This is a genomic window from Vibrio hibernica (genome assembly GCF_015223435.1).
Taxonomy (GTDB): Bacteria; Pseudomonadota; Gammaproteobacteria; order Enterobacterales; family Vibrionaceae; genus Vibrio; species Vibrio hibernica.
In genome coordinates this window covers 22,856-36,169 of the sequence record NZ_VHKO01000002.1, presented here as the reverse complement: position 1 = coordinate 36,169, position 13,314 = coordinate 22,856, and the positions used below count along the sequence as shown (strand labels likewise).

At 39.0% G+C, this 13,314-nt stretch carries 15 protein-coding genes; 7 read left to right on the top strand and 8 right to left on the bottom strand.

The features are described 5' to 3' along the window. The first annotated feature begins 21 nt into the window (after positions 1-21). The 4 genes from FH976_RS01450 to FH976_RS01435 are packed head-to-tail and all read left to right on the top strand — an operon-like array spanning position 22 to position 3,400. Positions 22-1,782, top strand: coding sequence for an ABC transporter permease (locus FH976_RS01450; protein WP_228767306.1), 1,761 nt, complete (start codon positions 22-24; stop codon positions 1,780-1,782). After that, the gene (locus tag FH976_RS01445; RefSeq protein WP_194089140.1) at positions 1,779-2,438 is read left to right on the top strand and encodes an ATP-binding cassette domain-containing protein; all 660 of its coding nucleotides are present in this window, start codon (positions 1,779-1,781) and stop codon (positions 2,436-2,438) included. The genes FH976_RS01450 and FH976_RS01445 overlap by 4 nt, the downstream gene beginning before the upstream one ends. Next, entirely contained in the window at positions 2,428-3,042 is a 615-nt protein-coding gene (locus FH976_RS01440) for a CDP-alcohol phosphatidyltransferase family protein (protein WP_194089139.1), read from the top strand. Before FH976_RS01445 ends, FH976_RS01440 begins: the two co-directional genes overlap by 11 nt. Before the next feature lie 49 nt (positions 3,043-3,091). Further along, complete coding sequence (locus FH976_RS01435) at positions 3,092-3,400, top strand: putative signal transducing protein (RefSeq protein WP_194089138.1); 309 nt, start codon at positions 3,092-3,094, stop codon at positions 3,398-3,400. A 3-nt stretch (positions 3,401-3,403) separates the two neighbouring features. On the opposite strand, the gene FH976_RS01430 is transcribed toward FH976_RS01435, so the two are convergent. Beyond that, on the bottom strand, positions 3,404-4,210 hold the full coding sequence (locus FH976_RS01430) for an alpha/beta fold hydrolase (protein WP_194089137.1): 807 nt from the start codon (positions 4,208-4,210) through the stop codon (positions 3,404-3,406). 143 nt (positions 4,211-4,353) lie between these two features. Between FH976_RS01430 and FH976_RS01425 the strand changes: the two genes are divergently transcribed. Then, positions 4,354-4,773 (top strand): VOC family protein, encoded by a 420-nt coding sequence (locus FH976_RS01425; protein ID WP_228767311.1) that lies wholly within the window; start codon positions 4,354-4,356, stop codon positions 4,771-4,773. Between the two features lie 81 nt (positions 4,774-4,854). Here the strand turns inward: FH976_RS01425 and pyrF are convergent, their stop codons facing one another. The 7 genes from pyrF to aroA form a co-directional block, all read right to left on the bottom strand. Further along, on the bottom strand, positions 4,855-5,550 hold the full coding sequence (gene pyrF / locus FH976_RS01420; protein ID WP_194089136.1) for an orotidine-5'-phosphate decarboxylase: 696 nt from the start codon (positions 5,548-5,550) through the stop codon (positions 4,855-4,857). A 122-nt stretch (positions 5,551-5,672) separates the two neighbouring features. Continuing rightward, positions 5,673-6,842: a lipopolysaccharide assembly protein LapB gene (gene lapB, locus FH976_RS01415; protein WP_194089135.1), complete on the bottom strand. Its 1,170-nt coding sequence runs from the start codon at positions 6,840-6,842 to the stop codon at positions 5,673-5,675. Between the two features lie 12 nt (positions 6,843-6,854). Next, positions 6,855-7,142: a LapA family protein gene (locus tag FH976_RS01410; RefSeq protein ID WP_194089134.1), complete on the bottom strand. Its 288-nt coding sequence runs from the start codon at positions 7,140-7,142 to the stop codon at positions 6,855-6,857. A gap of 201 nt (positions 7,143-7,343) precedes the next feature. Continuing rightward, on the bottom strand, positions 7,344-7,628 hold the full coding sequence (locus FH976_RS01405; protein ID WP_194089133.1) for an integration host factor subunit beta: 285 nt from the start codon (positions 7,626-7,628) through the stop codon (positions 7,344-7,346). A 72-nt stretch (positions 7,629-7,700) separates the two neighbouring features. After that, entirely contained in the window at positions 7,701-9,371 is a 1,671-nt protein-coding gene (gene rpsA / locus FH976_RS01400; protein ID WP_194089132.1) for a 30S ribosomal protein S1, read from the bottom strand. A gap of 167 nt (positions 9,372-9,538) precedes the next feature. Further along, positions 9,539-10,219 (bottom strand): (d)CMP kinase, encoded by a 681-nt coding sequence (gene cmk / locus FH976_RS01395; RefSeq protein ID WP_194089260.1) that lies wholly within the window; start codon positions 10,217-10,219, stop codon positions 9,539-9,541. A gap of 203 nt (positions 10,220-10,422) precedes the next feature. Then, positions 10,423-11,703 (bottom strand): 3-phosphoshikimate 1-carboxyvinyltransferase, encoded by a 1,281-nt coding sequence (gene aroA, locus FH976_RS01390; protein ID WP_194089131.1) that lies wholly within the window; start codon positions 11,701-11,703, stop codon positions 10,423-10,425. A 145-nt stretch (positions 11,704-11,848) separates the two neighbouring features. On the opposite strand from aroA, the gene aat reads away from it, so the two are divergent. Both aat and FH976_RS01380 read left to right on the top strand, forming a co-directional pair. Further along, positions 11,849-12,559 carry a leucyl/phenylalanyl-tRNA--protein transferase gene (gene aat, locus FH976_RS01385; RefSeq protein WP_194089259.1) on the top strand — a complete coding sequence of 237 codons (711 nt, stop codon included), beginning with the start codon at positions 11,849-11,851 and terminating at the stop codon, positions 12,557-12,559. Positions 12,560-12,572: 13 nt separating this feature from the next. Then, on the top strand, positions 12,573-13,265 hold the full coding sequence (locus tag FH976_RS01380; protein ID WP_194089130.1) for an arginyltransferase: 693 nt from the start codon (positions 12,573-12,575) through the stop codon (positions 13,263-13,265). Positions 13,266-13,314: the final 49 nt, after the last annotated feature.

Below are 13,314 nucleotides of genomic sequence, written 5' to 3'. Positions count from 1 at the left end.
AAAATTAGGCGTAGGGGCAGCATGCTGAGAATTGGTTATTTATTGGTTTTACTCATTGCCATATTACCATTGTTACCAGGCATGCTTGGTATGGTGTTGCCAGCTTTCAACTACATTCCAGTATTAAACCTCTATAGTTTTAATACTAATGCTTTTTTTCAGATTTTTAACTGGCCTGGAGTATGGCAATCAATAGCTTTGTCATTATTGAGTGCCTTATTGAGTACTTTACTGGCCTTAATAGTTTGCTTTAGCATTTTACACACTTATTGGGGAACAAAATCTTGGAAGCGGATAGAAAAATTACTCGCACCATTATTAGCACTACCTCATGTCGCCTTTGCCATCGGTTTTTTATTTTTATTTTCAAATACAGGTTGGCTAACAAGACTCATTGTTACCATTATTCCAGAACAATACCATCTTCATTGGGTATCCGTTCCCGATGAATATGCACTTGGTTTATCACTTGCACTTGCGATTAAAGAAACACCCTTTTTATTGCTAATGAGTATTCCAATTCTAAAGAATCTTAATATCCAGCAAACATTGCATGTTGCACACAGCTTACAGTATTCAACGACTCAAGCATGGCAACGTTTGATTTTTCCTCAATGGTGGAAACATATGCGTTTTCCATTATTTGCCGTGATCGCCTATTCAGCATCTGTCGTCGATGTTAGTTGGATCATAGGTCCAACCAACCCACCGACTTTTGCCGTCCTGGTTTGGCAATGGTTTAATCAACCCGATCTCAATTTACTCCCTCGAGCCGCCGCGGGTACATTTATTCTCTTTATCCTATGTAGCCTACTAATCGCATTATTATGGGGGCTAGAAAAGTACTTTTTAAGCTACCAACGAAACTGGCTTATTAGAGGCCGCGGTCATAAAGCCTCAAGTACATCGTCATATTTATCTAAAATACATTCAAGTAAGCGTTTTATTCCTCACCTAACTTTAGCTAAGCTATTATTTTCCATCATTGGCTTTATAAGTATCGCCACGATTCCAGTATTGCTTATTTGGACTTTTGCTCAACGTTGGTCATTTCCTGATTTATGGCCTTCAAACTGGAGTTTACATTTTTGGACCAGTGAATGGCCTTATATACAACAAACCTTACTAAGCAGTATTTATATTGCTTTAATCAGTAGCTTCTGTGCATTGGTCTTAGCCATTATTGCTCATGAATATCGTCACAAATATCGTTTATCTCTGCCCATGTATATTATTGCCTTACCAATGTTAGTCCCACAACTGTCTTTACTTTTTGGGATACAAATAGTGACATTGTGGTTTGATCGTTCACCTTATTATCTTTGGGTTCTCTGGGCACATTGCTTCTTTGTTTTCCCATATATTTATATGGCATTAGATGGTCCATGGAAAAGCTTTCCAACGAAACTGACACAAACGGCGCACAGCTTAGGACTATCACCTATAAAAGCGTGGTTTAAAGTGAAGATGCCCATTTTATTTAATGCGATTATTTTTGCGTGGGCCGTGGGAATTAGCGTTAGCTTGGCTCAATACTTACCGACCCAAATGCTAGGCGCGGGACGTATTACGACACTCACAACAGAAGCGGTCACGTTATCGAGTGGACATGATCGCCGGATCATGGCGCTATATGCTTTATGGCAAGCCATATTACCCTTCTTATTTTTTACTTTAGCGTTTACAGCGAATAAATGGCGTAATCATTATCGGAATGCCACCGTATCTTCTTCAAGTTTATTTAAGTCACAAGAACGTTTATCCAAAAGGTGTTCTAAATGAGTTTATTGTTAGATGGGATAACAATCCAAAGTAATGATGGCATGATCTTATGCCAAAATTTAAATTTAACTATTCCAGCCGGAGAAGTAATCAGCATTATGGGGCCAAGTGGTTGTGGAAAATCGACACTACTCAATGCCATTGCGGGACACTTAACGTCTGATTTTAGCTGCCAAGGGCAATTCATTCTTGACGGAAAAAACATCGCTTCACTGCCAGCACACCAGAGACAAGTTGGGTTATTATTTCAAGATGACATGCTATTTCCTCATCTCAATATCTGGGAAAACATTGCCATTGCGCTTCCAGATTCGTTCAAAAAAGCACATCGTAAACAAGAAGCCTTATCGTGCTTGAAAGAAGTCGAATTAGAGCAACTTGCCAATGCAATGCCTCAGCAAATATCCGGTGGGCAGCGGGCTCGAGTCAGTTTACTGCGTATGCTACAAGCCAAGCCCAAAGCCGCGTTGCTGGATGAACCTTTTAACCAATTGGATGCGCAATCGCGTACCAGCTTTCGCTACTGGGTATTTGAGCAGCTAAAAAAATCCCAAATCCCTACCCTTATAGTGACTCACGATCCTTCAGATGCACCATCATCTGACTCAATTATCGATTGGACACACCTTTCAAAGGATCCTAAGCATGCTGGATAAACATATCATCCCATATATTAAGAAGCCTTTAGAGTTTGGTGCTAACCTGCTTATTCAGTGTAATATCACGGCTAATCAGATCACGATTATTGGCTTTATGATTGGTATATTAACGGTGCCAGCATTATGGTTTGAACATTACATTCTTTCGCTGATTTTTATTATTATTAACCGCATATGTGATGGTCTCGATGGCGCGATTGCAAGACAAAGCAAAATCACTGAGGCTGGTGGCTTTTTAGATATAAGCTTAGATTTCCTTTTTTACGCTTTGGTCCCTCTTGGTTTCATCCTTGCAAACCCGGATCAAAATGCGATTGCAGGTGCATTACTCATTGTGTCATTTGTAGGGACAGGAAGCAGTTTTTTAGCTTTTGCTTCTGTGGCGGCAGAATTAGGAATAGAAAATCCGACGTATCAAAATAAATCGCTGTATTACATTGCAGGAATAACGGAAGGCACAGAAACTATCGCTCTATTTATTATTTGCTGTCTATGGCCACAGCATTTTGTCATTTATGCTCTAGTATTTGCGGCTTTATGTTTTATCACTACAGCGAATAGAATTTGGTCCGGATTTAACACATTGAAAAGTCATAACTAAAATAAATTTTTCGATCTAAACCAAAGCAATACAAACAAGGAAACGTATCATGAAGATCTACAGCGCAAGCACCCCAATCGAAGCCCATATTGTATGTGGATTATTACAAAGCCAAGGTGTAGAAGCTAAGGTTTACGCTGAAGATTTATTTAGTCTAAAAGGTGAAATCCCACTAACTAGTGAAACTGACCCTTATATTTGGCTGCTAAATGCACAAGATGAAACTCTAGCACGAAATATTATTCAAGATTATGAATCTGAAGAAAGTGAAGGTGGCATTAATTGGCAATGTAGTTCATGTGGTGAAATAGTCGAACCTCAATTCTCTATATGCTGGAATTGTGAGAGAGAAAAGTAATAATTAAACGTTCAGGTGACTATATTTTTGAATGAAAGCAATAGAATGTAAATTAAATTCTTTCGGTTTTTCTATATTGCATACATGGCCACAATTTGGAATTTCGTGTAGCCAACTTAATTGATGCTTATTTACCATATCTTTAACCGGACGAATAAACATGTAGTCCATCTCTCCCATTAAATATAATGTTGGTATCGAAAGCTCACGCTCACGGAAATAACGCATCATAGGATTTACATCCGCAGAAAGTTTAAACCAACGTTTGAACTCTTTTTGGCATAGTTTTTTAGCTTCATTAATAAATAAGTGACGCGATTCTTTTTGGTTCGATTGCGGCATCACAATATAAGCAAATAAGCGATATAGCCACATGTAAGGCAAAAAATGCTTACAAGCATCGCCGAGCTTAACTAATACTTGGGAGCGAGCATCGAGACGAGTTATTGCTCCGCCAAGGACCATGCTGTTAACTCGCTCTGGCTCTAATTCCGCCAAATTACGGACAATAATAGTACCTAAAGACATAGCGACAAAATGTGCAGAATCAATACGCATATGATCCAGAACTTGTATTACATCCAAGGTCACATCTTTAAAAGAATAATTTTTAGAAATAATATCTTTAATCAATTTATTAGATCGGCCATGGCCACGTAAATCAATTAAAAGAATATTAAAATGCTCACGGTAAGCTTTAAGCTGTTTAAACCATATTGATGAGCTCCCACCCGCCCCATGCACAAATACCACCCATTCTATATTGGTTGGATGTAGATAAGCTTTGTGAAAAAGAACGTTCTGACTCATGGTTTTCCTCTTAAATTTGAACTGTAAGTATACCATACCTAAACTCAATTAGAGTTCGTCAAAATGTTTGCAAATAATTCCTTTACCTAAACCTTACTTGAGGGTTTATGCTGATCCAACATTCACTATCCATGGAAGAAGAAATGATGTATTTAGAGCATATAAATTTAGTTGTAAATAACGTATCGGCAATGCTAGATTTTTATCAAGCAGCCTTCCCACACTGGAAGATCCGTAGTGAAAGTGATGGCGAATGGAATGGAAAACCAAGACATTGGCTTCATTTTGGTGATGACTATTATTATATTGCGCTCAGTGATAATGGTGTGGGTGAAAATCGAGATTTAAGTGGTCATCAAACAGGGTTAGCGCATTTTGCATATGTAATGACTGATCTTACGGCCACAATACAACGTTTAGAAAGTGCGGGTTACATGATTGCAAAACCAGGAACTGAAAACCCATTTCGTCGTAATGTATACTTTATCGATCCCGCTGGGTTTGAGGTCGAATTCGTTGAATACCTGAGCGATATTCCAAGTGAAAGGAATAACGACTTATAATAATGAGTCCAATTAATCTCGGTGTGAAGCCATAATGCCTACCACCGAGAAATATAAAATAAAAAAAGGAAGATAATAGAATTAATTGAGCGTGGCGTTAATATCAATCAGCACTTGATTTGGATTCAACGATTGCGTAATCGGACGACCAATAACCAAGTAATCCGAACCTGCTTGCATCGCATCATAAGGTGTCATAATCCGGCGTTGATCGCCTGCATCACTTCCTTCTGGGCGAATACCAGGAGTAATAAGTTTAAAATCCTTTCCTAGTTCTTGTTTCAATACCTGTGATTCTTGAGCTGAGCATACAACACCATCTAAACCACTATTTTTAGTTAATGTCGCTAAGCGCTTTACTTGATTTTGAGGATTAACATTCAATCCAATGCCAGTAAGATCGCTTTGTTCCATACTTGTTAGTACAGTCACTGCAATTAGTAATGGGCGATCTTTGCCATAAGGTTCTAAAATCTCACGCGAAGCAGCCATCATACGCTCGCCGCCACTAGCATGTACGTTTGTCATCCACACTCCTAGCTCCGCTGCAGCTCTAACAGCCTTCGAACAGGTATTCGGAATATCATGAAACTTTAAATCAAGAAAAACAGAAAAGCCACGTTGATGCAATGCGCGCACAAAATCTGGACCAAATAAAGTGAACATTTCTTTGCCCACTTTCAAGCGACAACTCGCAGGATCAATATTATCGACAAAGTCCAAGGCATCAACTTGGTTCTCATAGTCTAGGGCTACAATTACTTTAGGGTCTAACATTTTAACTCCTGCATTACTCGTCATATAATAGATAAAGAATTGGCCGCTAAAAGAAAATCAATCCATTAACGGCCAACTGTTTCGCGGTTTAATCTTCATTTACAAAGCTAACTAAGATCAACTTATTCACCATCTAAACCTCTAATTGGTTTGATTAGTCCCCAGCTTTTACAGGAAGGACAATGCCAATATAAAGCATGGGTTGCAAAACCACATTTTTGACATTGATAGTGTGGTTTTGCTTTCATCTGCACCCCTACCATTTCTTGTAAAGTGGTTAAGCTATCTTTTGCTCGCCCTTCTTCAGCTTCCGCAATATGATAATCAATTAATCGATAAAAGCCTTTCATTGTAGGATTTTTGATTAATTGTTTCGTTAGTAAAGTCTGTGCTGATGCTATTCCATCATGCTTTGCTACCATTTGAGCAAGCATTAACTCAGAAGATACGCCTGCTTTTTTCTCTATAGACTTACGTAAAAATTCCAACATGCCAGCTTCATTATCAAGCTGATAATAGCAATCCGATAATGTCGGTAAAACTTCAGATGTAAAATCGATATCTTGCTCAAGAACCTTCTCTAAGCACTTTATTGTTTGATTATAATTTTCAGCTTCAAGATAAAGGTTACCTAACGCGATATTTGCTCGTACGCACTTAGGATCTTCCGTCAATGCTCGTTTAAAGTATAAAATAGCTTTTGAGGTGTTAGTTAAACTAATTTCATGCATCGCCAGTTCGCACCAAAAGTGCGCTAAGTCTCGGCGAACTCTTTTCTTGCCCATCGCCACTAATGCATCACCATATTTAATGGCTTTGTTCCATTCACGAGTTTGTTGATAAATAGTGACAAGCTGCTGTAAAGCTTGCTCTTTATGTTCAGGTTCTTCTACCAATTGTTCAAATATTTTTTCAGCACGATCAAAAAAGCCAGAGACCATATAATCTTTAGCTAATTGTTGTAAGGCGAGATTTTTTTGGTCAATGGTTAACCCTTCACGAGAAATCAAATTCTCATGAATACGAATAGCACGATCAACTTCTCCACGGCGACGAAAAAGATTCCCTAACGCAAGGTGGGTATCAATCGTTTCATCATCAATTTGAAGCAATTCAATAAACTGATCGACCGCTTTATCTGATTGCTCAGACAACAGCAAGTTAAGACCTTTGACGTATTGTCGAGAGATCTGATGAGAATGTTCTTGCTTATCATGTCGAGCACTACGGTTCCCCATATACCAGCCATAAGCGGCAGCAATGGGTAATAATAGAAAAAGTAGCTCTAGCATTAACGAATAAACCTAACCTTTAATATCGGGTAGAGATGATGGCGTGGTGACTGTTTTTTTGCTTTTTGCTAATTGCTTTTTTAAGCGGACAATCGTTAACTTCGACTTGAAATACAGGCTACCAAAAATTAGCCATGAGAGGCCAAAAGCAACAATAAAAACACCACCAAGCAATGTCGAGAGATGTAATTGATTTTGAGCAATTAAATAGTTAAATGTTACTATTTCTTGGTTTTGTGCCCCTAGAGCTAGGGCAATAAGAAACAATGCAATCACTATTATTATTTTTATCACTTTCATAATCAGACCTCATAGACATCCAGATAATAGTTCTAATTATGCAGTAAATTGGAACCACACTCCATTCCCAATCGTTTGAAACGAGTAAATATTATTGAAAAAGGTTAACTTTGGTCATGTTATCAGCCTTAAGTTGAATAAATGATCATAAAAAAGCGGCAGCCAAATTGGCGTGCCGCTTTCATCATCTTATTTACGATCTTAAATACTGCTATTTACACGCTCACGTAATTCTTTACCTGGCTTAAAGTGAGGAACGCATTTGCCTTCCAATTCAACTTTTTCACCCGATTTAGGATTACGCCCCACGCGTGGTTCTCGATAATGTAGAGAAAAACTTCCGAAACCACGGATTTCAATACGATCACCATCTTCTAATTTATTGGCCATATGCTCAAGGATATCCTTTACAGCATCTTCAATTTCTTTAGATGATAAGTGTGTCTGCTCGGCACAGAGCCTTTCAATTAATTCAGACTTAGTCATAGGTGATTCCCTCATTCTACTCTAACTTTATCAAAAAAAGGGAGCCGTAATGGCTCCCTTCTATAGGCAGTATTACTCGCCTTTAGCAGCCTTGAATGCGTCAGCCATAGCATTACCAAACGAAGATTCATCAACCTTGTTTACAGTAGCCATTGCTTCTTGCTCTTCAGCTTCATCTTTCGCTTTGATAGATAGGTTGATTACGCGGTTTTTACGGTCTACACCAGTAAATTTCGCTTCAACACTATCACCAACACTGAACACTAGAGATGCATCTTCGATACGATCACGCGCTGCTTCAGAAGCACGGATGTAACCTTCAACACCTTCAATTAGTTCAATTGTAGCACCTTTTGCGTCAACTGCAGTTACAGTACCATTTACAAGAGTACCTTTCTTAGTGTCTGCAACATATGCATTGAACGGGTCGTTTTCCATTTGCTTAACGCCAAGAGAAATACGCTCACGATCAGCATCAACTGCTAGAACAACTGCAGAGATTTCATCGCCTTTTTTGTAGTCACGAACCGCTTCTTCACCTTGAGCATTCCAAGAAATGTCAGATAGGTGAACTAGACCGTCGATACCACCGTCAAGACCGATGAAGATACCAAAGTCAGTGATAGACTTAATCTTACCAGTTACTTTATCGCCTTTAGCTTGTGCTTCAGCGAAAGTCTGCCAAGGATTAGCTTTACATTGTTTCAAGCCTAGAGAGATACGACGACGCTCTTCGTCAATCTCAAGAACCATAACTTCAACTTCGTCGCCAACATTAACCACTTTAGATGGGTGAATGTTTTTGTTAGTCCAATCCATTTCTGAAACGTGTACTAGACCTTCAACGCCTTCTTCGATTTCTACGAAGCAACCGTAATCAGTTAGGTTAGTAATACGACCAGTTAGTTTGTGACCTTCTGGGTAACGCTTAGAAATTGCTACCCATGGATCTTCGCCAAGTTGCTTAAGACCTAGAGAAACACGAGTGCGCTCACGGTCAAACTTAAGAACTTTAACTAGGATCTCATCACCTACATTTACGATTTCAGATGGGTGCTTAACACGCTTCCAAGCCATATCTGTGATGTGAAGTAGACCGTCTACACCGCCAAGATCAACGAATGCACCGTAGTCAGTAAGGTTCTTAACGATACCTTTAACTTCAGTACCTTCTTGTAGAGTTTCAAGAAGTTCGTCACGCTCAACACTGTTTTCAGATTCGATAACAGCACGACGAGAAACAACAACGTTGTTACGTTTCTGATCAAGCTTGATTACTTTGAACTCTAGCTCTTTGTTTTCTAAGTGAGTTGTATCGCGAATTGGGCGAACATCTACTAGAGAACCTGGAAGGAAAGCACGGATACCGTTTAATTCAACAGTGAAACCGCCTTTAACTTTACCATTGATGATACCAACAACGGTTTCAGCTTCTTCACAAGCTTTCTCAAGAACGATCCACGCTTCGTGACGCTTAGCTTTCTCACGAGAAAGTTGAGTTTCACCGAAACCATCTTCAACCGCATCAAGTGCTACATCTACTTCATCACCAACTACTACTTCAAGCTCGCCAGTAGCGCTCTTGAATTGTTCAGCTGGAATAGCAGATTCAGATTTAAGGCCTGCGTCAACAAGAACGAAACCGTTCTCGATAGCAATAACAGTACCTTTTACAATAGTACCTGGGCGGAATTCTAGTTCGTTTAGCGACTCTTCAAAGAGTTGAGCAAAAGATTCAGTCATTATAATAAGATCTTCATTTAATTAAACGTCCATGGGTATCCTACCGCATGGGGTTGATAAATTAGCCAGTCATCATCCTTGCGACCGACAGTCCTTATCATCAAGTATTTAACTAAAAGCAGTGTCTAATGAGATAATACTCAAATAAAAACCACTCACGCCAAAAGCTACTTAATGAGTTTAGATTCTATAAATTTTAGCGCTTGATCTACCACTTGTTCAATAGACATCGAGGTAGAATCAATCACTAAAGCATCATCCGCAGGGCGTAAAGGAGCAACCACTCGATTGCGGTCGCGATCATCACGCTCTTGAATGTCGCACAAAAGTTGCTCAAAGTTACCACTTAACCCTTTAAGTTGCAACTGGTTAAGTCGTCTCTGTGCCCTCTCTTCAGCGCTCGCATCCAGGAAAATCTTCACTTCTGCTTGAGGAAAAACAACCGTACCCATATCGCGGCCATCAGCAACTAACCCAGGCTTTACATTAAAAGAACGCTGGCGTCGTAATAGAGCTTCTCTTACACGCGGTAAAGGGGCAACTTTAGAAGCGGCGTTTCCGGTCTCTTCTTTACGAAGCTCTTTAGAAACATCCTCTCCTTCCAAAATGACTCTAACTAAATCACCTTCAGCAATAAATTGTACATCAAGATGTGTTGCGATAGGGACGAGTGCATCTTCTGACTCGGTATCGATGCCATGGTGAATGGCCGCTAGAGCCAGCACTCGATAAAGAGCACCTGAATCTAAAAGATGAAAATTAAGTTTATTCGCAAGTAACATGCACAATGTGCCTTTACCTGCACCGCTAGGACCATCGACAGTAATAACCGGATGTTGAGACAAAATAAAAATCTCCGGGAGAAATAGAAAAGTAAAAGTAAAAGTAAAAGTAAAAGTAAAAGTTTACAAACTTAGTAGATGTAAATTATAGCGAAAAGTTAGTAACACTTCATGTTTAATTAAGTTTTAACATCATAATTAAAAATAAAGAGCCTCAATTATAAAGCTCTTCATATTAGTAACTCTCTTAGTTAGCCACTATTTCATTACTACTGGCTTAATTCATTAAATTTTTGAAAGTAAGTTGGAAATGTTTTTGATGTGCATTTAGGATCATTAATCGTTACAGCTGTATCGCTCAAAGCCACTAATGAGAAACACATTGCCATGCGGTGATCATCATAAGTATCAATTGAAGCATGAATAAGTTTTTGAGGTGGTGTGATAATAATATAATCATGCCCTTCTTCAACTTTAGCCCCTACTTTACGCAATTCTGTCGCCATTGCAGCCAATCGATCCGTTTCTTTTACTCGCCAATTATAGACATTACGAATACTCGTCGTACCTTTTGCAAATAGTGCTGCTGTTGCAATGGTCATAGCTGCATCTGGGATATGATTAAAGTCCATATCAATAGCATTAAGCTCTTTACGGCGGCATAAAACATAATCGTCGCCCCACTCTATCTCTGCGCCCATCAGCTCAAGCGCATCAGCAAATTGAATATCGCCTTGAATACTATTCTTACCAATACCGGTGACTTTAATTTCACCACCTTTGATTGCCGCTGCTGCAAGAAAATATGATGCGGATGAAGCATCACCTTCTACTAAGAATTCACCCGGAGATTGGTAAACTTGATTTGCAGGGATCACAAACGTTTGATAATTATTATTTTCAACATGAACACCAAATTTCGCCATAATATCCAAAGTAATATCAATATAAGGTTTAGAAACTAACTCACCTTCAATTTCAATTTGGATCTCACCATCAGCAAGTGGCGCTGACATTAAAAATGCTGTCAAGAATTGACTTGAAATGGAGCCATCAATACGAACGGTTCCTGCTTTTAAACCTGTAGCCGTAATTTTTAACGGTGGATAATTTTCATTTTCGAGGTATTGAATATCAGCGCCGGCTGTTCTCAGTGCATCGACCAAGTGACCAATCGGGCGTTCTTTCATTCTTGGTTCGCCCGTTAAAATAAACTCACCTTGACCTAAACATAAAGCTGCAGCCAGTGGGCGCATTGCGGTACCAGCATTGCCTAAAAATAATTCGAGCGACTCTGTAGCAATAAATGCACCACCTAGGCCTTCTATATCACAAACGGTGTTATTTTCAGACAATTCATACTGAACACCTAACAATGACAAAGCATTCAACATATGGCGAATATCATCGCTGTCGAGTAAATTAGTAAGGCGTGTTTTGCCATTTGAAAGCGCCGCTAGTAATAAAGCGCGATTTGAAACGCTTTTTGAACCGGGTAAATTAACTTCCCCTGATATTTTATTAATCGGCTGTAGTGTTAGTGTTTCCATGCGTAACAACGTCCCTTACAAATAAAAATTAATGGCAGATTAACTAAAAAATTCATTCAAGGCTAGAGCCTGTTGGCATAAGAGTATTTTACTCATGTTAATATCTGTAATATCTTCAACTTATGTTCCAACCGAAGTTTACAATATGACCATCCATTTACCTTATATTGAAAGTCCAATCACGCCATTCCCAGAGGTTGAAACAGCCTTACATGATCCTGATGGATTACTAGCTTTCGGTGGAGACTTATCTCCCAAACGAATCTTAGACGCTTATCAACATGGTATATTCCCTTGGTACTCTCAAGATGATCCTATCTTATGGTGGAGCCCTTCACACCGAGCAATACTAAAACCATCTGAATTTACTCCATCTAAAAGTTTAAAAAAATTCTTTAAAAGATCAGGTTATAAAGTAACGTTAAATAGCGTCACTAAAGAAATCATTGAATTATGTTCATCTACTCGCTCTCCCGATGAAGCATGGATCACATCAGAGATGAAGCAAGCTTATAAAAATTTAGCTGATTTAGGACACTGCCACTCTATCGAGGTATGGCGTGATACTGAATTGGTCGGTGGTTTATATGGGCTAGCCATTGGCCGTGTTTTTTGTGGGGAGTCCATGTTCTCTTTAGAGTCAAACGCATCTAAAGTTGCCTTCTGGCATTTATGTGAATATTTTCGAACCATACAAGGAGAGCTTATTGATTGCCAACTTGAAAACGATCATTTACTAAGTTTAGGCGTAGATATCGTGTCTCGTGATCTATTCATTAAGCAACTAGATCAATTAAAGTTTAAACCAATAAAAAGCGGTGCATTTGCTCCGCGTACTATCACTTTAAATAAATAAGCTATTTACCATTATGACAACCACTAAAATAAGAATGGGTTTAACAGAAAATCATGCATGCAGTTATTTACCCGACCAACAAGAACGAATTGCTGTAGTTCTGGATGAGGATTGTCACACACCTGAACATTATGAGATGTTTCTATCCAATGGATTTCGCCGTAGTGGAAATATGATTTACAAACCTTATTGTGATGAATGCAATGCTTGCCAGTCAATACGACTCGCCGTAAATGACATTCGTTTATCGAAAAGCCAAAAACGCCTCATGAATAAGTCAACAAGATTACGTTGGTCTTTTCAAACTGAATTAGATCCACTTTGGTTTAATTTATACGAACAATATATTACTCAACGACACAGCACAGGAAGCATGTTCCCTGCGAATAAAAGTACTTTTGATCAGTTTGCCCGTGCTAGCTGGATGGATATACAATTTCTGCATGTCTATCAGGAAGATAAATTAATTGCCGTGGCAGTAACTGATACTCTTTCCGATAGCCTTAGTGCCTTTTATACATTTTTCCAGCCAGATCACCCGCTATCGTTAGGAACACTATGTATTTTATTGCAAATAGAACAATGTAAAAAACAACAAAAGCAATGGCTCTATTTAGGCTATCAAGTAGATGATTGCCCAGCGATGAATTACAAAGTTCGTTTTCACCACCATCAAAAGCTAGTAAATCAACGTTGGCAAGGGTAGAATACGCAACAACTTTGATCTCAGGCACTATTTTGAATGTGCTTGAGTG

Excerpts from the sequence above, each read along its gene's own strand:
- FH976_RS01430 (WP_194089137.1), bottom strand. The coding sequence starts at position 4,210 with ATGAGTCAGAACGTTCTTTTTCACAAAGCTTATCTACATCCAACCAAT.
- FH976_RS01440 (WP_194089139.1), top strand. The coding sequence starts at position 2,428 with ATGCTGGATAAACATATCATCCCATATATTAAGAAGCCTTTAGAGTTT.
- FH976_RS01405 (WP_194089133.1), bottom strand. The coding sequence starts at position 7,628 with ATGACTAAGTCTGAATTAATTGAAAGGCTCTGTGCCGAGCAGACACAC.
- rpsA (WP_194089132.1), bottom strand. The coding sequence starts at position 9,371 with ATGACTGAATCTTTTGCTCAACTCTTTGAAGAGTCGCTAAACGAACTA.
- FH976_RS01435 (WP_194089138.1), top strand. The coding sequence starts at position 3,092 with ATGAAGATCTACAGCGCAAGCACCCCAATCGAAGCCCATATTGTATGT.
- FH976_RS01410 (WP_194089134.1), bottom strand. The coding sequence starts at position 7,142 with ATGAAAGTGATAAAAATAATAATAGTGATTGCATTGTTTCTTATTGCC.
- lapB (WP_194089135.1), bottom strand. The coding sequence starts at position 6,842 with ATGCTAGAGCTACTTTTTCTATTATTACCCATTGCTGCCGCTTATGGC.
- FH976_RS01380 (WP_194089130.1), top strand. The coding sequence starts at position 12,573 with ATGACAACCACTAAAATAAGAATGGGTTTAACAGAAAATCATGCATGC.
- pyrF (WP_194089136.1), bottom strand. The coding sequence starts at position 5,550 with ATGTTAGACCCTAAAGTAATTGTAGCCCTAGACTATGAGAACCAAGTT.
- aroA (WP_194089131.1), bottom strand. The coding sequence starts at position 11,703 with ATGGAAACACTAACACTACAGCCGATTAATAAAATATCAGGGGAAGTT.
- FH976_RS01425 (WP_228767311.1), top strand. The coding sequence starts at position 4,354 with ATGATGTATTTAGAGCATATAAATTTAGTTGTAAATAACGTATCGGCA.
- aat (WP_194089259.1), top strand. The coding sequence starts at position 11,849 with ATGACCATCCATTTACCTTATATTGAAAGTCCAATCACGCCATTCCCA.
- FH976_RS01445 (WP_194089140.1), top strand. The coding sequence starts at position 1,779 with ATGAGTTTATTGTTAGATGGGATAACAATCCAAAGTAATGATGGCATG.
- FH976_RS01450 (WP_228767306.1), top strand. The coding sequence starts at position 22 with ATGCTGAGAATTGGTTATTTATTGGTTTTACTCATTGCCATATTACCA.